The 18,711-nt window shown below is 69.3% G+C and carries 16 protein-coding genes; 9 read left to right on the top strand and 7 right to left on the bottom strand.

What is annotated here, in order from left to right; translation table 11 throughout:
* The 7 genes from ACG00Y_RS18990 to ACG00Y_RS18960 all read right to left on the bottom strand — a co-directional run bounded on the left by ACG00Y_RS18990 (position 1) and on the right by ACG00Y_RS18960 (position 6,621).
* Complete coding sequence (locus tag ACG00Y_RS18990; RefSeq protein WP_394481542.1) at positions 1–303, bottom strand: high-potential iron-sulfur protein; 303 nt, start codon at positions 301–303, stop codon at positions 1–3.
* Positions 300–611, bottom strand: a complete 312-nt coding sequence (locus tag ACG00Y_RS18985) for a hypothetical protein (protein ID WP_394481540.1) — start codon at positions 609–611, stop codon at positions 300–302. Before ACG00Y_RS18985 ends, ACG00Y_RS18990 begins: the two co-directional genes overlap by 4 nt.
* A complete protein-coding gene (locus tag ACG00Y_RS18980) occupies positions 611–1,801 on the bottom strand; it encodes a geranylgeranyl diphosphate reductase (protein WP_394481538.1) in 1,191 nt (396 codons plus the stop codon). The genes ACG00Y_RS18985 and ACG00Y_RS18980 overlap by 1 nt, the downstream gene beginning before the upstream one ends.
* A complete protein-coding gene (locus ACG00Y_RS18975; RefSeq protein WP_394481536.1) occupies positions 1,773–3,101 on the bottom strand; it encodes a BCD family MFS transporter in 1,329 nt (442 codons plus the stop codon). Before ACG00Y_RS18975 ends, ACG00Y_RS18980 begins: the two co-directional genes overlap by 29 nt.
* Positions 3,098–3,976, bottom strand: a complete 879-nt coding sequence (chlG, locus tag ACG00Y_RS18970; RefSeq protein WP_394481534.1) for a chlorophyll synthase ChlG — start codon at positions 3,974–3,976, stop codon at positions 3,098–3,100. The genes ACG00Y_RS18975 and chlG overlap by 4 nt, the downstream gene beginning before the upstream one ends.
* A 73-nt stretch (positions 3,977–4,049) precedes the next feature.
* Positions 4,050–5,429 carry a transcriptional regulator PpsR gene (ppsR, locus tag ACG00Y_RS18965; RefSeq protein ID WP_394481532.1) on the bottom strand — a complete coding sequence of 460 codons (1,380 nt, stop codon included), beginning with the start codon at positions 5,427–5,429 and terminating at the stop codon, positions 4,050–4,052.
* A 187-nt stretch (positions 5,430–5,616) separates the two neighbouring features.
* Entirely contained in the window at positions 5,617–6,621 is a 1,005-nt protein-coding gene (locus ACG00Y_RS18960) for a cobalamin B12-binding domain-containing protein (RefSeq protein ID WP_394481530.1), read from the bottom strand.
* A 306-nt stretch (positions 6,622–6,927) separates the two neighbouring features.
* On the opposite strand from ACG00Y_RS18960, the gene bchF reads away from it, so the two are divergent.
* From bchF to puhB, 9 genes are all read left to right on the top strand, one after another.
* Complete coding sequence (gene bchF / locus ACG00Y_RS18955) at positions 6,928–7,452, top strand: 2-vinyl bacteriochlorophyllide hydratase (RefSeq protein WP_394481528.1); 525 nt, start codon at positions 6,928–6,930, stop codon at positions 7,450–7,452.
* 73 nt (positions 7,453–7,525) lie between these two features.
* Positions 7,526–8,809 (top strand): ferredoxin:protochlorophyllide reductase (ATP-dependent) subunit N, encoded by a 1,284-nt coding sequence (locus tag ACG00Y_RS18950; RefSeq protein ID WP_394481526.1) that lies wholly within the window; start codon positions 7,526–7,528, stop codon positions 8,807–8,809.
* Position 8,810: 1 nt separating this feature from the next.
* Positions 8,811–10,376: a ferredoxin:protochlorophyllide reductase (ATP-dependent) subunit B gene (bchB, locus tag ACG00Y_RS18945; protein ID WP_394481524.1), complete on the top strand. Its 1,566-nt coding sequence runs from the start codon at positions 8,811–8,813 to the stop codon at positions 10,374–10,376.
* Positions 10,377–10,389: 13 nt separating this feature from the next.
* A complete protein-coding gene (locus tag ACG00Y_RS18940; RefSeq protein ID WP_394481522.1) occupies positions 10,390–14,163 on the top strand; it encodes a magnesium chelatase subunit H in 3,774 nt (1,257 codons plus the stop codon).
* Positions 14,163–15,071 carry a ferredoxin:protochlorophyllide reductase (ATP-dependent) iron-sulfur ATP-binding protein gene (gene bchL, locus ACG00Y_RS18935; protein WP_394481940.1) on the top strand — a complete coding sequence of 303 codons (909 nt, stop codon included), beginning with the start codon at positions 14,163–14,165 and terminating at the stop codon, positions 15,069–15,071. Before ACG00Y_RS18940 ends, bchL begins: the two co-directional genes overlap by 1 nt.
* Complete coding sequence (bchM, locus tag ACG00Y_RS18930) at positions 15,071–15,772, top strand: magnesium protoporphyrin IX methyltransferase (RefSeq protein ID WP_394481520.1); 702 nt, start codon at positions 15,071–15,073, stop codon at positions 15,770–15,772. Before bchL ends, bchM begins: the two co-directional genes overlap by 1 nt.
* Entirely contained in the window at positions 15,769–17,226 is a 1,458-nt protein-coding gene (locus tag ACG00Y_RS18925) for a BCD family MFS transporter (protein ID WP_394481518.1), read from the top strand. Before bchM ends, ACG00Y_RS18925 begins: the two co-directional genes overlap by 4 nt.
* 9 nt (positions 17,227–17,235) lie before the next feature.
* Entirely contained in the window at positions 17,236–18,000 is a 765-nt protein-coding gene (gene puhA / locus ACG00Y_RS18920; RefSeq protein WP_394481516.1) for a photosynthetic reaction center subunit H, read from the top strand.
* Complete coding sequence (gene puhB / locus ACG00Y_RS18915; RefSeq protein WP_394481514.1) at positions 17,997–18,710, top strand: photosynthetic complex putative assembly protein PuhB; 714 nt, start codon at positions 17,997–17,999, stop codon at positions 18,708–18,710. The genes puhA and puhB overlap by 4 nt, the downstream gene beginning before the upstream one ends.
* The last annotated feature ends 1 nt before the right edge of the window (position 18,711 follow it).

Genomic DNA, 18,711 nt, shown 5'->3' with positions numbered 1-18,711 from the left:
TCAAGGCTTTTTTGCGTAAGCGCTGCACCAGCCCTTGGCCGCCACCTGCTTGCCCGGGAAGATGCCGCAGGGCCCGGACGCCGCACCGGCCTTGCCTGTGTAAAGCGCACAGGTGCTGCAGGCCTGGCCGGCGGCGTACTTGGGGTATTTGGTCTTGTTGGTCTTGGTGGCGTCGGCCACGTAGCCGAGAGAAGCGGCCATCGCGTCTTTCTCGTCAACCATCGCCTGGGACCAGGCCGTACCGGCCAGCATGCCGGCGCCTGCAATGGGGACCAGGCGGATGAAATTGCGACGTGTGCTCATGGTGATTGCCTTCCTTGCCCGAGGGGCTGGGTGGGTGTGAAAAGTCCGGGGTGGCGTCGGCGCGCCCGCAGGTCCAGCAGATGGGCCAGGCCCGCAGCGGCCAGGCAGAGAACGATCCAGGCGTGGTTTGAGCCGACAAGGCTCAGGCGCAGCGCCAGCGTCAGGCTCAGCCCGGCCAATACATTGGGCGCCAGATTCGTGAACCCCGTGGGCCGGCGCAGCAAAAGCCAGAGCAATTCGATCAGGCTGACCGCCAGCACCAGGTCCACCAGGTGGCGCAGCAGTCGGGCGTCGAGCAGGTTGTCCATCACACCCGCGCCAGCCCGAGCAGATGGGCCATGTCCTTGAAGAAGATGCGCGCGTGCGCCATGGGTTTGGCACGCACCAGCCGCTTGTGCATGTAGGCGTCGAAGGTGAGCTGCTGCACGTCGCGGTCGCGGCAGATGCTGACGAACCGCTCGCGGCGCTTGTCGCTGCTGTACCAGAAGCGCTGCATGATGCCGAGGACCCAGAACACCCGGCCGTGCTCGCGCATGAAGCGCTTGCGGGCCAGGGCCAGGGACTTCGCATCGCCGGTCTGCAGCAGCAGCTGCACGGCCTCGGCAGCAAGGCGGCCACCCAGCATCGCGTAGTAGATGCCCTCCCCCGACGCAGGCGCGACGACGCCGGCCGCGTCACCGGCCAGCACCACGTCGCGGCCGTTGTCCCAGCGGGGCAGCGGCTTCATCGGGATGGGCGCGCCCTCGCGGCGCAGCGTGCGCGCGTGGGCCAGGCCGGCCGATGCGCGCAGCTGCATGACGCCCCGGCGCAACGAGAAGCCCTTGTCGGCGCTGCCGGTGCCGATGCTGACGCTGGTGCCGTGGGGGAACACCCAGCCGTAGAAATCGGGGGACAGCTCGCCCCGGTAGTGCACCTCGCAGCGGCTGCCGAGGTAGCCGGCGGGCGGCTGCTCGGGTACGGCGACGATCTCGTGGTACGCGAACACGAAACGGCCCTTGTCGGCGCCGGGGACGGCCTGCTGCGCCACCTGGGACCGGGCCCCGTCGGCACCGATGACGGCGCGAGTGCGCACGCTTTGCGGGCCACCGTCGGCGCTGTAGTGCACGACGCTGATGCCGTCCGCATCGCGGTCCAGCCGCTCGAAGCTGCCGGTGCGGCGCTCGGCGCCATGCGCGGCGGCGCGCTCGCGCAGCCATTCGTCGAACTGCTCACGGTCCACCATGCCGACGAAGCCGCCTTCGATCGGGATGTCCACCTCCACCGCCTTGGGCGAGACCATGCGCGCGGCCGTGGCGCGGGCCACGAGCATGTGCTCGGGGATGGCGAAGTCCGCGATCAGGCGCGGCGGGATGGCGCCGCCGCAGGGCTTGATGCGGCCGGCGCGGTCCAGCAGCAGCACGCGCTGGCCCTGGCTGGCCAGGTCGTCCGCCGCCGTCGCACCGGCTGGGCCACCGCCCACCACGACGACATCAAAGTCCACCGGCTGGCTGTGGTTCATACCGCTCTCCCAAGTTGGCGCGCGAGGACCTGGCGCGAGGTTCCACGCGGGCAGCCAGACGGGCCGCCCCGATGAAGAGCGCGGCGTCGAGCAGGAAGACCAGCGCATAAGCCAGGCCGACATCGGCGATGAGCCAGCGCGTCAGGTCGCTGGCCGCCGTGCCCAGCACGCCGCCCAGCGCAAACGCCATGGCCTGGGCCGCGCCCCACAGGCCCATGCGCACGCCTTCGTGGCCCGCCTCGCCGGCGCCGGCCAGGCCCATCATGGAAGCGATGGCCGCGATGGAGAACGCGCCGGTCGCCAGGCCCAGCGCAAAGACATTCGCCTGCAGCGGCCAGGTCGGGCCCACGAGACCGGCACACACCAGCCCGCCCAGCGCCAAGGCCGAGGCCACGCAGCCGCAGACGGTCCAGCTGCGCAGCGAGCCCCAGTGCCGTCCGGCCCAGCGGCTGCCCGCCGCAGCGGCCAGCAGCATGCCGACCAGCGCGCCGCTGTGCTGGGTGCCGGAAAGCTTGGTGGTGGCGCCCGGCGTCAGGCCGAACACCAGGCCGGCGAAGGGCTCCAGGATCAGGTCCTGCATGCTGAAGGCCAGCATGGAGACGAAGACGAAGACGGTGAATCGGCGCGCGCGCGGCTCGGCCCAGGCGTCCTGCAGCGCTTGCCTGAAGTCCACCGGCGCGCAGGTTGCGGCGATCGCTTGCGCCGGCCCTTCCAGGCCGATCAACGCCAGCGCGGTCAACACCACGGCCGACAGCGCGACACCGCCTGCGACCCACATCAGCCGGCCCGGCGAGAACGGGTCGAGCAGGCTGCCCGCCACGCCGGCCGTCACGACGAAGCCGGCGATCATCATGATCCAGAGCGTCGTGGCCGCTGTGGCGCGCTTCTCGGCCGGCACGCGCTTGGCCAGCAGCGCCAGCAGCGAGGTGCCGCTGGCGGCCACGCCCAGGCCAATCAGTGTGTAGGCCACCAGGGCCAGCGCGATGCCGGCGGCCGGGCTGCTGCCCATCCACACAGTGGCCAGCGCGGCGAGCCAGCCGCCGGCCGCCAGCGTGACCATGCCGCCCATGATCCAGGGCGTGCGGCGCCGGCCCAGGTCCGAGCCATGGCCCATGCGCGGGCGGCTGATCTGCACGACATAGTGCAGCGCCAGCAGCAGGCCCGGCAGCAGCGCCGGCAAGGCCATCTCCACCACCATCACGCGGTTCAGCGTCGACGTGGTGAGCACGACGATGGCGCCCAGGCTGGCCTGCACCAGGCCCAGCCGCAGCACGCTCAAGGCACCGAAAGGCCTGCTCATGTCACGATCCCGCGCAAGGCAAAGGCGCTGACCAGCATGCCCGACACGAACAGCGGCACGCCCGCGCCGCTGTACCAGACGGCCCGCGCCAACGGCTGGGCCACGAAGCGCTTCATCATCAGCAACTGCACGGCCAGCAGGCCGGCCACCGCCAGGCCGTGCCAGCCCTGGCCCCAGTGCCACAGCAGCAGCGCGACGATGACTTGCGGCGTCGCCATCACGATGGAGGCGACATAGGCCGCACCCGGCGCGCCGAGCATGACGGGCAGCGAGTCGATGCCCATCTGCCGGTCGCCCTTCATGGACTTGAAGTCGTTCAGCGTCATGATGCCGTGGGCGCCCAGGCTGTAGAGCAAGGCCAGCGTCAGCGATCGCGCATCGGGCCAGCCGCCCATGGCCATCACGGCCGCGCCGGTGATCCAGGCCAGGCCTTCGTAGCAGAGGCCGCAGGCGGCATTGCCCCACCAGCCGTTGCGCTTCAGGCGCAGCGGCGGCGCGCTGTAGGCCCAGGCCAGCAGCAGGCCGACCAGGCCGGCCAGGAAGCCCGCCGGGCCGAGCTGCCAGGCCAGCAGCAGCGACAGCAGCGTCCAGAGGATGGCGATGTACAGGCCCCAGTGGCCGGGCATGCGGCCGGAGGGGATGGGGCGCTGCGGCTCGTTGATGGCGTCCACATGGCGGTCGAACCAGTCGTTGACCGCCTGGCTGGTGGCGCAGACGAAGGGGCCGGCGAGCAGCACGCCCGCCACGATCAGCGGCCAGCGCCCTTCGGCCGGCATGCCCGAGGCCACGACACCGCAGCCAAAAGCCCACATCGGCGGAAACCAGGTGATGGGCTTGAGCAGTTCGGCGACAGCCGAAAGAGCGGGGCGCTGCATGCAGCCTATTCTGGGCTGACGCAGTTCAATGTCAAGTTAGATTTACACTTACTGCCGACGCGGCAGGCGGACGCTAGTCGCCGCCAGCCGGGCCCATGTCTTGAATGCCGTAGCGGCGCAGCTTCACGTACAGACTCTGGCGAGACAGCCCGAGCATCTCGGCGGCAGACGCACGGTTATCTCGGGTGAGTTCAAGTGCCGCTTCAATACACAGGCGCTCGATCAGGTCAGTCGTCTCGCCGACGATGTCCTTCAGCGGCAGCCGGCCCACCAGCCCGGTGAGCTGTTCGGCCGAGCGGGGCAGCTGGCGGTTGGAGCGGCCCTCGGCGGGCAGGCGGCGCGCCACGTCGCGGATGGAGAAGCCCAGGCAGGCCTGCGGGCCATCGGGCACGGCCACGGCCGAGATCTCGACCGCGCCGGGTTCGCCATAGCCGCTGCGCAAGGTGGTGGGGAACAGGCGCAGCACGCCGTGCTGGCGCAGATTGCCGATCAGCACGTTCAGGTCCACCGACGAGCGGCCCAGCCAGCGGTCCAGCGACTGGCCTTGCACGGATTCGCCCACGGCCAGCTGCAGCATGTCGCTGAAAGCCTGGTTGGCGCTGAGGATGCGGCCCTGCATGTCGGTCAGCACGAAGGCATCGGGCATCGCGTTGACAACGTTCAGCAGCGATGGCACCTCGGCCGCGCGGTTCAGCGGCTGGCCCGGGATCGCCGCATTCGCAGGTGACAGGCGCACCAGCAGCGAGGTGGTGCTGTCCTGCTTGAAGACGGTGGCAGCCAGCTTCAACTCGGTGCTGCCATTGGCGAGGCGCACCAGCATGTCCTCGCTGCGGCCGGCGCTGCGCGCCTGCGAGAACTTGGCATAGGACTCGGCCTGGCTCTCCACCGCCAGCAGCTCGGCGAAGCTGCGGCCGACGATGCGTTTGGCCGAGTCGCCCAGCACGCGGGCGGCGGCGGCGTTGTGCTCGAACACGATCAGCGAGGTGGCGTCGAGCACCAGCACGGCCTCGTCGACCGCCTCGAACAACAGGCGGTAGCGGGCCTCGGTGTGGCGCAGGCGCAGGTAGTCGCGCTCCATGGACTGCTGGGCGTCCACCAGGCGCTGCTGCACGGCCGCCACCTCGCGCAGGTCCCGGCCCAGCGCCAGCACGCGGCCCTGCACACCCATGGGCACGATGCTGTAGCTGACCGGCAGCTCAAGGCCGCCGGCCAGCGGGTGATTGACCTGACGCTCCGGCCGCTGCCCCTGGTTCTCGGGGCCGGCGCCACCGGCCGCAGCGGCCAGCATGGAGTTGACCTTGCCCCGGTTCTCGATGGTGACCGTCTCGACCCAGCGGCGGCCCACCCACTGGCGCAGCTCGCCCAGCTCCTTGGTGTGGCTGGTGCCCAGGGAGATGTCGCGGATCACACCCTGGCTGTCCAGCACCAGGGCCAGATCGGCAGCGGCGGACACCACGGCCGCGAGGACGTCAGCATTCAGGTCAGCGAAATAAAGCTCGGGAGCTTCAAACAGCTGGTCTGTGGCTGCTGTGCCGAGGTTGCGCATCGGGCTCCCTGAGTTGCAAGGGGCAGCATCCGGATGCCGCCGCAGGACATAACGACAGTCGGTGTCGGCGGGTGGGGTGTCAGGTCACATGGCGTCAAGCTCTCTTGACACGTGCGCCGACACCGCAGTTGGCGGCTTCCACCGCACTGCAGGCCTCGCTGGCCATCGCATCGGCCCCGCAAAGCGTTGCCAAGTCCGGCAATTGGGCCGCCATCGGCCCCCCAACCATCACGAAAACATCGCGATTGGCTGACGCTTCTCGCATGTCAAGAATAGCAGACGCCACATGGGGGATGCTGTCGCCAGTCGCGATTGACAGCCCGAACATGTCGAACCAGTTGCCGGTCAGGCGGGTCTGCAGATCGGCCCAGGTGGCCTTGGGTTCACATTCGACGTCCCAGCCGGCCCGGCTGAAGAACTCGGCCGCCATGACCACACCAAACGTGTGCTGCGCGCCCGGCACGGCGGCCAGCAGGGCGCGATGGCTGTCAGCGTCGGGGCGCGCCACCTGATTGAAACGGCTGCCCTGCTCATGCAGCACCCGCTGCAGCCGCCACAGGCCAATGGTGACCTGCGAGAAGTCGTAGCGGTCGTCCTCCCACAGCTCGCCCATCCAGCGGGCACAGGGCGCGAGCAGGTCCAGGAAGACCTGCTCCTGGGACGCGCCGGCATCCAGCAGCGCGCGCACATAGCTGCTGGCACTGTCGGCGTCGCCCTCGGCGGCCAGGCGGGCCAGCGTGTGCACATGCTCCGTCGTCAGCGCCAGCGGTGGCAACGGCGGCCGGTCCTGCAGCGGCTGGGTGCTGTGCATCAGCATCAGGCGCGGGATGATCTCCAGCTCGACGATGCGCGACAGCTGCATGTCCTGCGAGGTGTTGCTGGACACCAGATGCGGCGCGGTCAGCCGCGGCCGCTCGTCATCGCCCAGGGGCGCGAGCTTGGCCGAAAGCTCGGCACTCTTGATGGCCAGCAACTCGGCCAGAGTCAGCGGATCGGCCTGGAACAGCACCTCACCCTTTGCCGCGCCTCGGGAAGCCGCAGCCATGGCGCGCGGCGCCTGCTGGCGCTTGGCCAGCCGATTGATCGTCCATCCAGCCACCACGTGTCTCCTCGTGGGCTGATTGGCAGCAAGGGTTCCATGTGAGCGGCCGGAGAGCATCGGCTCCGGTCCTCGGCGCTGGGCAGCGTCAGAAATCGCTACTGCTAACCGTTTTGTTTCGCGTGATCTGCGTTCTTGTTGAGGACTGCGACAGGTTCAGTCAGCTTGCGTTGACAGACCGTCCAAGCAATGTCGGCGTCGTCTCGGCTCGAGTCAAGCTGATTTTCCCGATCGCGCAAGAAATGTCTAGTTTTGTTTACGTCAATTCCGATTGACAGTCGCAAACCGCAGGCCTAGATTCGCCCCATGCCCCACCAAGCCGCCTCGCCCACCCCCCTGAGGCAGCGCCCGGTACGCGCCCCGCTGTACACGCCGCAGGAGCGCGCCCGCCGCGACGCCAGCGTCTGGACGCTGATCCAGGGCGTGCTGGCCCCGGTGCAGTTCGTCGTCTTCCTGGTCAGCCTGGCGCTGGTGTTGCGCTACCTGGCCACTGGCCAGGGCGAGCAGGTCGCTGCGGTGTCGGTGCTCGTCAAGACCTTGACCCTCTACACCATCATGGTGACCGGCTGCATCTGGGAGAAGGTGGTCTTCGACCGCTGGCTGTTCGCGCCGGCCTTTTACTGGGAGGACGTCTTCAGCATGCTGGTGATGGCCTTGCACACCACCTATGTGGTGGCCTGGTTCACCGGCTGGCTCAGCACGCCGCAGCAGATGGCGCTGGCGCTGGCGGCGTATGCGACCTACTGCATCAACGCGGCCCAGTTCATCTGGAAACTGCGCATGGCGCGGCTGGACCATGCGGCAGGTCTGGCTGCGGGGGTGGCGGCATGAGCGCCGCGCCGGGCCGCCCCAAGCAAGCTCGCTCCCGCTTGGCGGGACAGGCCGCAGGCCGAAGGGTGCATCAGTGACCGCCGTCATCCCGATCCACGCCGACGCCGGCTGCACGGACTCGCCCGTGCTGATGGAGCGCGGCCAGCGCGAAGTCTTCTGCGGCCTGACCGGCATCATCTGGCTGCACCGCAAGATGCAGGACGCCTTCTTCCTGGTGGTGGGCTCGCGCACCTGCGCTCACCTGATCCAGTCGGCGGCCGGCGTGATGATCTTTGCCGAACCGCGCTTCGCGACCGCCATCCTGGACGAGCGCGACCTGGCCGGTCTGGCCGATGCACAGGACGAGCTGGACCGCGTGGTCAAGCGCCTGCTGGAGCGCCGGCCCGACATCCGCCTGCTCTTCCTGGTCGGCTCCTGCCCGTCGGAGGTCATCAAGCTGGACTTGTCGCGTGCCGCCGCCCGGCTGAGCCAGGAGTTCATGCCGCAGGTGCGGGTGCTGAACTACTCGGGCAGCGGCATCGAGACCACCTTCACGCAGGGTGAGGACGCCTGCCTAGCTGCGCTGGTGCCGGTGTTGCCCATCTCGACGCAGCAGCACGAACCCGAGCTGTTGATCGTCGGCGCGCTGGCGGACGTGGTGGAAGACCAGTTCAGCCGGCTGTTCACCGCGATGGGCGTCAAGCGCTTCGCCTTCTTCCCTTCACGCAGCTCGACAGCCCTGCCCGCTGTGGGCCCTCAGACGCGCGTCCTGCTGGCACAGCCTTTCCTGGGTGACACCGCGAAGGCGCTGGAATCTCGTGGCGCCACGCGAGTGCCCGCGCCCTTCCCGCTCGGCGCCGAAGGCAGCGCCGCGTGGATGCAGGCGGCCGGCTCGGCCATGGGCCTGAGCGCCGACGCCGTCGAGCAAGCCATCGCCCCTGCTCGCCAGCGGGCTGAAACTGCACTGGCCGCACACCGCGCGTCGCTGGCCGGCAAGTCCATCTTCTTCTTCCCCGACTCGCAGCTGGAAGTGCCGCTGGCGCGCTTCCTGGCGCGCGAGCTGGGCATGCGGCTGACCGAGGTGGGCTCGCCCTATCTGCACCGCCAGCACCTGGCCGAGGAGCTGGCCTGGCTGCCGACCGGCACGCAGCTGTCCGAGGGCCAGGACGTGGAAAAGCAGCTGGACCGCTGCCGTGCCGCGCAGCCCGACATGGTGGTCTGCGGCCTGGGCCTGGCAAATCCGCTGGAGGCAGAGGGCTTCACGACCAAGTGGTCCATCGAGCTGGTGTTCACGCCTATCCAGGGCTTCGAGCAGGCCGGCGATCTCGCGGGGCTGTTCACCCGTCCTCTCACGCGGCGCACGCTGCTGGCGGCCTGACATGCAGTTGACGCTCTGGACCTACGAAGGCCCGCCCCACGTCGGCGCGATGCGCATCGCCACGGCCATGCGCGACGTGCACTATGTGTTGCACGCGCCCCAGGGCGACACCTACGCCGACTTGCTGTTCACGATGATCGAGCGCGCCAACAAGCGCCCGCCGGTCACCTACACGACCTTCCAGGCCCGCGACCTGGGCGGCGACACGGCGCAGCTGTTCAAGGACGCCGCACGCGACGCCTACGCGCGCTTCAAGCCGCAGGCGCTGCTGGTGGGTTCGTCCTGCACCGCCGAGCTGATCCAGGACGACCCGGGCGGCCTGACGCAGGCGCTGAACCTGCCGGTGCCGGTGATTCCCCTGGAGCTGCCGGCCTACCAGAAGAAGGAGAACTGGGGCGCGGCCGAGACCTTCTACCAGTTGGTGCGCCACCTGGCGGTCAAGCCGCCGCAGCCCCGGGTGAAGGGTGACAAGCCCCGCTGCAACATCCTGGGCCCGACGGCGCTGGGCTTTCGCCACCGCGACGACGTGCGCGAGATCCTCCAGCTGCTGGAACTGATCGGCGTGACCGTCAACGTGACCGCGCCGCTGGACGCCTCGCCCGCCGACCTGGCCCGGCTGGCCAACGCCGATTTCAACGTCGTGCTCTACCCCGAGGTGGCTCAAACCGCCGCCAGCTGGATGACGCGCAACCTCGGCTTGCCCGCCACCAAGACCATCCCCATCGGCGCGACCGCCACGCGCGAGTTCATCCGCGAAGTCGCAGCGCTGGCCAGCATCGATCCCGACGTCGCTGCGGCTGAAGCCCAGTCCCGCTCGCCCTGGTATGCCAAGTCGGTGGACTCCAACTACCTGACCGGCAAACGCGTCTTCGTGTTCGGTGACGCCACCCACGCCATCGCCGCCGCGCGCGTGGCGGCCCGCGAGTTTGGCTTCAAGGTCGTCGGCCTCGGGACCTACAGCCGCGAGTTCGCCCGCGATGTGCGCGAGGCCGCGGCGCTGTACGGCGTCGAACCGCTGATCAGCGACGACTACCTGGAAGTGGAAGGGGCAATAGCCGCCGCCGGCCCGGAGCTGGTCTTGGGCACGCAGATGGAGCGCCACATCGCCAAGCGCCTGGGCCTGCCCTGCGCGGTGATCTCGGCGCCCATCCATGTGCAGGACTTCCCCGCGCGCTACTCACCGCAGATGGGTTTCGAGGGCGCGAACGTGCTGTTCGACACCTGGGTGCACCCGCTGATGATGGGTCTGGAGGAACACCTGATCGGCATGTTCCGCGGCGACTTCGAGTTCCACGAGGACGCCGCGCCATCGCACCTCGGCGGCCCCGCCAACAAAGCTTCGACAGCGCCTGCGCTGATCGAAGTGCCAACACAACACAACGAAGAAAGCCCAGCCGCCGCGATCCCGGCAGCCTGGGCTCCAGACGCCGAGAAGGAGCTCCGCAAGATCCCCTTCTTCGTGCGCGGCAAGGCCCGCCGCAACACCGAAGCGTATGCATTGAGCATGAGCGTGCCAGTGATCACCGTAGAGACCCTCTATGACGCCAAAGCCCATTTCAGTCGTTAAGCATCGGGCTGCGATGAACGTGGTCATCGTGACCATGGACAGCCACCTCGCCAGCGCCACCGAACGCGCCAACGCGACGCTGTCCAAAGCCCTGCCCGGCCTGCGCCTGACCGTGCATGCGGCCGCCGAGTGGAACGAGAACCCCGCAGCACTCGCCCGCTGCAAGGCCGATATCGCCCAGGGGCACATCGTCATCGCCTCGATGCTCTTCCTGGAAGACCATTTCACGCCCATCCTGGCGGACCTGAAGGCCCGCCGTGAGCACTGCGACGCGATGGTCTGCGCGATGTCCGCCGCAGAGGTCACCAAGCTCACCCGCATGGGCCGCTTCGACATGTCGGCACCCGCCACCGGCGCGATGGCCTTCCTGAAGCGCCTGCGCGGCAAGCCGCCGGGCAAGGACGATGGCAACAAGGGCACGGCAGGCGCGCAGCAGATGAAGACGCTGCGCATGCTGCCCAAGATCCTGCGCTTCATCCCCGGCACGGCCCAGGACGTGCGCGCCTACTTCCTGACGCTGCAGTACTGGCTGGCCGGCTCGCAAGGCAACATCGACAACATGGTGCGCCTGCTGGTGGAGCGCTATGCCGATGGCCCGCGCAAGGCCATGCGCACCGCCGCCAAGCCGCAGCAGCCCATCGAGTACCCCGAGGTTGGGCTCTACCACCCGCGCATGAGCCACCCCAGTGCCGTGGGCATGATGTCTACGTCGCTGGACGCCCTGCCCAAGGTCGCCACCACCGGCACGCGCGGCACGGTGGGCCTGCTGCTGATGCGCTCCTATGTGCTGGCCGGCAATGCCGACCACTACAACGGCGTCATCACCGCGCTGGAGGCCCGCGGCCTGCGCGTGATCCCCGCGTTCGCAACCGGGCTAGACCAGCGCCCGGCCATCGCCGCCTACTTCCAGGGCGCCGACGGCCGCACGCGTATCGACGCGCTGGTGTCGCTGACCGGCTTCTCGCTGGTGGGGGGCCCGGCCTACAACGACGCCAAGGCGGCCGAGGACATCCTGGCCGCGCTGGACGTGCCCTACCTCGCCGTGCACCCCATCGAGTTCCAGACGCTGGACCAGTGGGGCGGCTCCCCGCGCGGCCTGCTGCCGGTGGAGTCCACCATCATGGTGGCCATCCCCGAGCTGGACGGCGCCACCGGCGCGATGGTGTTCGGCGGCCGCGCCAACGCCACCCACATCGCCTGCACCGGCTGCAGCCATGCCTGCCGCTTCGAGAACGAGATCGACGCCCACGACATGCACAGCTGCATCGAGCGCGCCGACGCGCTGGCCGCCCGCGTGGGCAAGCTGGTGGACCTGCGCCGCGCTCAGCGCGGCGAGCGCCGCGTCGCCGCCGTCATCTTCAACTTCCCGCCCAATGCCGGCGCCACCGGCACGGCCGCCTTCCTGTCGGTCTTCGAGTCGCTGTTCAACACGCTGGCCGCCATGGCGCGCGAGGGATACACGGTGGACATGCCGGCATCGGTCGATGCGCTGCGCGAAAGCCTCATCACAGGCAACGCGGCGCGCTTCGGCGCGATGGCGAACGTGCATCACCGCATCCCGGCCAACGAGCACCTGCGGCGCGAGAAGTACCTCAAGGAAATCGAGGCGCAATGGGGCCCGTCGCCCGGCAAGCAGCAAAGCGACGGCAGCCACATCTTTGTGCTGGGCGAGCGCTTCGGCAATGTGTTCGTCGGCATCCAGCCCGCCTTCGGCTACGAGGGCGACCCGATGCGCCTGCTGTTCGAGCAGGGCTTTGCGCCCACGCATGCGTTCTCGGCCTTCTACCGCTGGCTGCGCGAGGACTTCAATGCACACGCCGTGCTGCACTTCGGCACGCATGGTGCGCTGGAGTTCATGCCGGGCAAGCAGGCCGGCATGTCCGCCCGCTGCTGGCCGGACCGCCTGATCGGCGACCTGCCCAACCTCTATCTCTACGCCGCCAACAATCCGTCGGAGGGCACGATTGCCAAGCGCCGCGCTGCGGCCACGCTGATCAGCTACATGACGCCGCCGGTCGCCGAGGCCGGCCTCTACCAGGGCCTCGTCGAGCTGAAGGAAACGCTGGCCCGCTACCGCAGCCTGGAACCCGAAGCGCAAGCCGAGCGCAACGAGCTGAGCCTGATGATCCAGGCCCAGGCCGCCGAGTTCGACCTCGCCGCCGCCGAGCCGCCCTGGGGAGCCGCCGCCGAAGACCGCATCGCCCGGCTCAGCGAAGCGGTGCTGGAGGTCGAGTACACGCTGATCCCCTACGGCCTGCACATCGTCGGCCAGGCGCCCAGCCCGGCCGAGCGGGTGGACCTGCTGCTGTCCTGCGCCGAGGCCTCGCACGGCGTGCGGCCGGAGCGCGCGGCCATCGAGGCGCTGGTGGCCAACGGCATGCCCGCCACCGACGACGACCTGGAAGACCTGGCCCTGCTGCAGCAGCTCAGCGATATGGACGACCTGATGGCCGAGGACCGCGAGATCGACGGCATCCTGCGCGCGCTGGACGGCCGCTTCCTGCGCCCCGCCCCCGGCGGCGACGTGCTGCGCACGCCGGCCGTGCTGCCCACGGGCCGCAACCTTCATGGCTTCGACCCCTTCCGCATCCCCAGCGCCTACGCGGTGAAGGACGGTTTCGCCCAGGCCGCGCGGCTGCTCGCCAAGCACATGGGCGCCGGCAACCCGCTGCCCGAGTCCATCGCCATGGTGCTGTGGGGCACGGACAACCTGAAGAGCGAAGGCGGCCCTATCGCCCAGGCACTGGCGCTGATGGGTGCACGCCCGCGCTTCGACAGCTATGGGCGGCTCGCCGGTGCGGAACTGATCCCGCTGGCCGAACTGGGCCGGCCGCGCATCGACGTGGTCATCACGCTGTCGGGCATCTTCCGCGACCTGCTGCCGCTGCAGATCAAGCTGCTGGCAGAAGCGGCCTTCCTGGCCGCACAGGCGGACGAACCGCTGGCGCAGAACTTCATCCGCCAGCATGCGCTGGCCTTCCAGGCAGAGCATGGCGGCGACCTGGAGACGGCTTCGCTGCGCGTCTTCGGCAATGCCGAAGGGGCCTATGGCGCCAACATCAACAGCCTCATCGACAACAGCCGCTGGGAAGACGGCGACGAGCTGGCCGAGACCTACAGCCGCCGCAAGGGCTTTGCCTACGGCCGCGGTGGCCGGCCAATCCAAAGCCCCCAGCTGCTGCAGAGCGTGCTGGCCGACGTGCAGCTGGCCTACCAGAACCTCGACTCGGTGGAACTGGGCGTCACCACGGTGGACACCTACTTCGACACCCTTGGCGGCGTCAGCCGCGCCATCAAGCGCGCCAAGGTGCGCAAGGACGGTGACAGCGCGCAGATGGCCCCGGTCTACATCGGCGACCAGACCCGAGACAGCTTCGGCGGCGGCACCGTGCGCACGCTGGGCGAGCAGGTCGCGCTGGAGACCCGCACCCGCATGCTCAACCCCAAGTGGTACGAGGGCATGCTCAAGCACGGCTACGAGGGCGTGCGCCAGATCGAGGTGCATGTGACCAACACCATGGGCTGGTCGGCCACCACGGGCCAGGTCGCGCCCTGGGTGTACGAGCAACTCAGTGCCACCTTCATGCTCGACCCGGCCATGCGCGAGCGCCTGGCCCAGCTGAACCCCACTGCTTCCGCACGCGTGGCCAACCGGCTGCTGGAAGCCTATGAACGCGATTACTGGCAGCCCGATGCCGACACCCTTGAAGCCCTGCGCCAGGCCGGCGACGAATTGGAAGACCGCCTGGAAGGCGTGACCCCTGCGAAGGAAAAGGCAGCCGCATGATGACCACCACCGAAGTCCCGATCCTCGAGATCGGCAACCGACGCCAACCGGACGGCGCGGGCAGCGTGCAGGTGCAGATGGACCCCACCGTGCAGATCGGCACGGCCAAGTGCTTTGCGATCTACGGCAAGGGCGGCATCGGCAAGAGCACGACGTCCAGCAACCTCTCCGCCGCGTTCTCCAAGCTGGGCAAGCGCGTGCTGCAGATCGGCTGCGACCCCAAGCATGACTCCACGTTCACGCTGACCAAGAAGATGCTGCCCACCGTCATCGATGTGCTGGAGACGGTCAACTTCCACTCCGAGGAGCTGCGCGTCGAGGACTTCGTCTTCGAGGGCTACAACGGCGTCATGTGCGTGGAGGCCGGCGGCCCGCCGGCAGGCACCGGCTGCGGCGGCTACGTGGTGGGCCAGACGGTCAAGCTGCTCAAGGAACACCACCTGCTGGAAGACACCGACGTGGTGATCTTCGACGTGCTGGGCGACGTCGTGTGCGGTGGCTTCGCAGCACCCTTGCAGCACGCGGACCGCGCGCTCATCGTCACCGCCAACGACTTCGATTCCATCTTCGCGATGAACCGCATCGTGCAGGCCATCGGCGCCAAGGCCAAGAACTACAAGGTGCGGCTGGGCGGCGTCATTGCCAACCGCAGCGCGGCCACCGACCAGATCGACAAGTACAACGACAAGATCGGCCTCAAGCTCGCGGCGCACTTCCCGGACCTGGACGTCATCCGCCGCAGCCGGCTCAAGAAGTCCACGCTGTTCGAGATGGAGTACTCCCCCGAGCTGGAGCGCGTGCAGAAGGAATACATGCGCCTGGCCGCCGCGCTGTGGCTGGGCGGCGAGCCCTACAGCTGCGTGCCGATGAAGGACCGCGACATCTTCGACCTGCTGGGCTTCGACTGATGAACACGACCAACTACACCGAACGTCGCGGCGAGATCGAGACCTACTTCGACCGCACTGCGGTTGATGCCTGGGCGCGATTGACGTCGGACGCTCCGGTCGGCCGCGTGCGCGCCACCGTGCGCGCCGGCCGTGACCGCATGCGCGCCACGCTGCTGTCCTGGCTGCCCGAGGACCTGCGCGGCCGGCGGCTGCTGGACGCCGGCTGCGGCACCGGCGCACTGGCGGTGGAAGCCGCCCGGCGCGGTGCCGACGTGCTGGCCATTGACCTGTCGCCCACGCTCGTGGACCTGGCCCGTGAGCGCCAGCCCGTGTTCAGCAGCGGCGGCCGCATCGACTTCCGCTCAGGCGACATGCTGGACCCGGCGCTGGGCGAGTTCGACCATGTCGTGGGCATGGACTCGCTGATCCACTACGAGCCCGCCGACGCGGTCGAGGTCATCGCCGGCCTGGCCGCGCGCACCCGCCACTCGCTGCTGTTCACGTTCGCGCCCAGCAGCCCCGCGCTCGAGGTGTTCAAGGCCGTGGGCAAGCTCTTCCCGCGCGGCAACCGCTCGCCGTCGATCGTGCCGGTGGCCGAGCACCACCTGCAGCGCCGCCTGGATGACCACCCCCGCCTGCTGGCCTGGGACGCCCGCCGCAGCCAGCGCATCTCCAGCGGCTTCTACACCTCACAGGCGATGGAGCTGGTGCGGTCATGAAATCGGTGCTCCAGCTCAACCAGCGCCTGGCCCTGAAGTGGTCCCGGCTGAGCCTGGAGTTCCTGCCCTTTGCCGATGTCGCCAGCACCGAGCTGCCGCTGTCCCGCCTGCTCCGCCTGGCGCTGTTCCAGGTGTCCGTGGGCATGGCCTATGCGCTGCTGGTGGGCACGCTGAACCGGGTCATGATCGTCGAGCTGGGCGTGTCGGCGTGGCTGGTGGCGCTGATGGTGGCGTTGCCGCTGCTGGCCGCGCCCTTCCGAGCGTTGGTGGGCTATCGCTCGGACACGCATCTGTCGGCGCTGGGCTGGCGGCGGGTGCCCTATCTGTGGTTCGGCTCGCTGCTGCAGTTCGGCGGCCTGTCCATCATGCCGTTCGCGCTGATCCTGCTGCAGCCCGGCGCCGAGGCCAGCGCCCAGCCGGGCGGCGTCGTCATCGGCCACATCGCGGCCGCGCTGGCCTTCTTGATGGTCGGCGCCGGCATGCAGACGACGCAGACCGCCGGCCTGGCGCTGGCGACGGACCAGGCCACGCCGGACGCGCGTCCTCGCGTCGTGGCGCTGATGTACGTGATGCTGCTGCTGGGCATGGTGCTGGCCAGCGTGGTGTTCAGCCTGGTGCTGCAGAACTTCACGGCCACGCGGCTGGTAGGCGTCGTGCAGGGCGCGGCCATCGTGACCATGCTGCTCAACACCATCGCGCTGTGGAAGCAGGAGGCGCGGGGCACTGTGAAGCGCTCGCCCGACGCGGCGCCGCAGGAGCCCTTCCGCCAGGTCTGGCGCCGCTTCTCGGCCCAGCCGCAGACGCGCCGCTTTCTCGTCGCCGTGGCCCTGGGCACGGCCGCCTTCAACATGCAGGACATCGTGCTGGAGCCCTACGGCGGCGCGATCCTGAAGCTGTCGGTCGCGGCCACCAGCCTGCTGACTGCGGGCATGGCGCTGGGTTCGTTCACCGCCTTCGCCATCGCGGCGCGGCTGCTGCAGCGGGGCTTCGACGCCTATCGCCTCGCGTCCATCGGCCTGCTGATCGGCATCTGCGCGTTCTCGGCCGTCATCTTCGCGGCGCCGCTGGACTCCGGCGTGCTGTTCCGCTTCGGCACCTTCCTCATCGGCCTGGGCGGCGGCCTGTTCGCCGTCAGCACGTTGGTGGTGGCCATGGGGCTGGAGAACAAGGGCTGCGCAGGTTTGGCGCTCGGCGCTTGGGGCGCCATGCAGGCCGGCGCCGGCGGCATCGCCGTGGCGCTGGGCGGCACGCTGCGCGACGGCTTCGAGGCGCTGGCCGCCCAGGGCTGGCTGGGCACGGCGATGTCCGAGCCGCAAGTGGCCTACAGCGTCGTCTATCACCTGGAGATCGCGCTGCTGTTCGGCACGCTGATCGCCATCGGTCCCCTGGTGCGCCCCACGGGCGCGCGCCATTCATCACGCCAGCGCTTCGGGCTGGCCGAGTTCCCAGGCTAGGAGGCCTCCATGCAAACCGGTGCCATCACGGGCTATATCGACGTCGCCCAGCTCGTGCTCTACGCGTTCTGGATCTTTTTCGCGGGCTTGATCTACTACCTGCACCGCGAGAACAAGCGCGAGGGCTATCCGCTGGAGTCGGACCGCTCCGGGTCCATCACCGTGCAGGGCTGGCCGTCGGTGCCTGATCCCAAGACCTACCGCATGGCCAACGGAGACACCGTTCAGGCGCCCAACGCACGCCGCGACAACCAGCCACCGCTGCACGAAGGCGCCTACCGTGGCGCACCGCTGCAACCGGACGAGGCCACCGACGACTTGCTGCTCGCGGGCGTTGGCCCGGGCAGCTGGAGCGACCGCGCGGACGTGGCCGACATGACCTACGAGGGCCTGCCCAAGATCGTGCCGCTGCGCGTGGCGGCGGGCTTCGGGGTAGCGCCGCAGGACGTCGACCCGCGCGGCCTGCCGGTGCTGGGTGACGACGGCGCCGAGGGCGGTCGCGTGGTGGACCTCTGGGTGGACCGCTCGGAGATGCTGTTCCGCTACCTGGAGGTGGATGTGGGCGGCGGCTCCCATGTGCTGCTGCCGATGAACTTCGCCCGTGTCGAGCAGCGCCGCATCCGCGTCAAGTCCATCCTCAGCCACCAGTTCGCCCGCGTGCCCAAGACCCGCTCGCCCGACCAGGTCACGCTGCTGGAAGAGGAAAAGATCATGGCCTACTACGGCGCCGGCACGCTCTACGCCACGCCCAGCCGCCAGGAGCCGCTGCTGTGAGGGCCGCGACCACGCTGGTCAACGTGCTGGCCCCGGCCCACGAGCACGAGTTCGAGGCCACGCCCGGCCTACCCGAGGCCTTACCGGCCCACGAGACGCAGCTCTGGCAAGGCAGCCCGGATGCGTGGCTGCTGGCGCGCCAGGCGCTGCATGTCGACCTCGTGATCGTCTACTTCGGCGCCCTGCTCGCCTGGCGCGGCATTGGCAGCGCCTACGACGGCGCGACCCTCGGCCAGACGCTGATCGCGCTGGCCGGCATGCTGCCGATGATCGTGCTGGCGCTGGCCCTGCTGGGTGGCATCGCCTGGCTGATGGCGCGCACGACGGTCTACACCATCACCAGCAAACGCGTCGTCATGCGCGTGGGCGTGGTGCTGAGCATCACCTTCAACCTGCCGTTCGCGCAGATCGCCTCCGCTGGCTGGCGCCCGCGTGGCGAGCACGGCGGCGACATCGTGCTGAGCCTGGCCGGCACCGACCGCATCGCCTACCTGCACCTGTGGCCGCATGCGCGGCCCTGGCAGCTCAAGCGCACGCAACCCATGCTGCGTGGCTTGAGCAACGCCAAGGCGGTCGCCGAGACGCTGGCGACCGCGCTGCAGCAAGCCGAAGCCGCCCGCCATGCGCTGCCGGTGCGCGCCGTGGGCGCGTTCGACACCCGCAGCGGCGTGCCCACCCTGGTTGCAAACCCGCTGGCCCACGCCGCCTGAG

Origin of the sequence: Pelomonas parva (genome assembly GCF_043555835.1) — a bacterium.
In the GTDB taxonomy this organism is placed as follows: Bacteria; Pseudomonadota; Gammaproteobacteria; order Burkholderiales; family Burkholderiaceae_C; genus Pelomonas; species Pelomonas parva.
Note: the sequence above shows the minus strand (reverse complement) of the source record. Positions and strands in the feature narration are given on the sequence as shown.

Coding starts and splice junctions, on each gene's coding strand:
- ACG00Y_RS18990 (WP_394481542.1), bottom strand. CDS start 303: ATGAGCACACGTCGCAATTTCATCCGCCTGGTCCCCATTGCAGGCGCC.
- ACG00Y_RS18985 (WP_394481540.1), bottom strand. CDS start 611: ATGGACAACCTGCTCGACGCCCGACTGCTGCGCCACCTGGTGGACCTG.
- ACG00Y_RS18980 (WP_394481538.1), bottom strand. CDS start 1,801: ATGAACCACAGCCAGCCGGTGGACTTTGATGTCGTCGTGGTGGGCGGT.
- ACG00Y_RS18975 (WP_394481536.1), bottom strand. CDS start 3,101: ATGAGCAGGCCTTTCGGTGCCTTGAGCGTGCTGCGGCTGGGCCTGGTG.
- chlG (WP_394481534.1), bottom strand. CDS start 3,976: ATGCAGCGCCCCGCTCTTTCGGCTGTCGCCGAACTGCTCAAGCCCATC.
- bchF (WP_394481528.1), top strand. CDS start 6,928: ATGCCCCACCAAGCCGCCTCGCCCACCCCCCTGAGGCAGCGCCCGGTA.
- bchB (WP_394481524.1), top strand. CDS start 8,811: ATGCAGTTGACGCTCTGGACCTACGAAGGCCCGCCCCACGTCGGCGCG.
- ACG00Y_RS18940 (WP_394481522.1), top strand. CDS start 10,390: ATGAACGTGGTCATCGTGACCATGGACAGCCACCTCGCCAGCGCCACC.
- bchL (WP_394481940.1), top strand. CDS start 14,163: ATGACCACCACCGAAGTCCCGATCCTCGAGATCGGCAACCGACGCCAA.
- bchM (WP_394481520.1), top strand. CDS start 15,071: ATGAACACGACCAACTACACCGAACGTCGCGGCGAGATCGAGACCTAC.
- ACG00Y_RS18925 (WP_394481518.1), top strand. CDS start 15,769: ATGAAATCGGTGCTCCAGCTCAACCAGCGCCTGGCCCTGAAGTGGTCC.
- puhA (WP_394481516.1), top strand. CDS start 17,236: ATGCAAACCGGTGCCATCACGGGCTATATCGACGTCGCCCAGCTCGTG.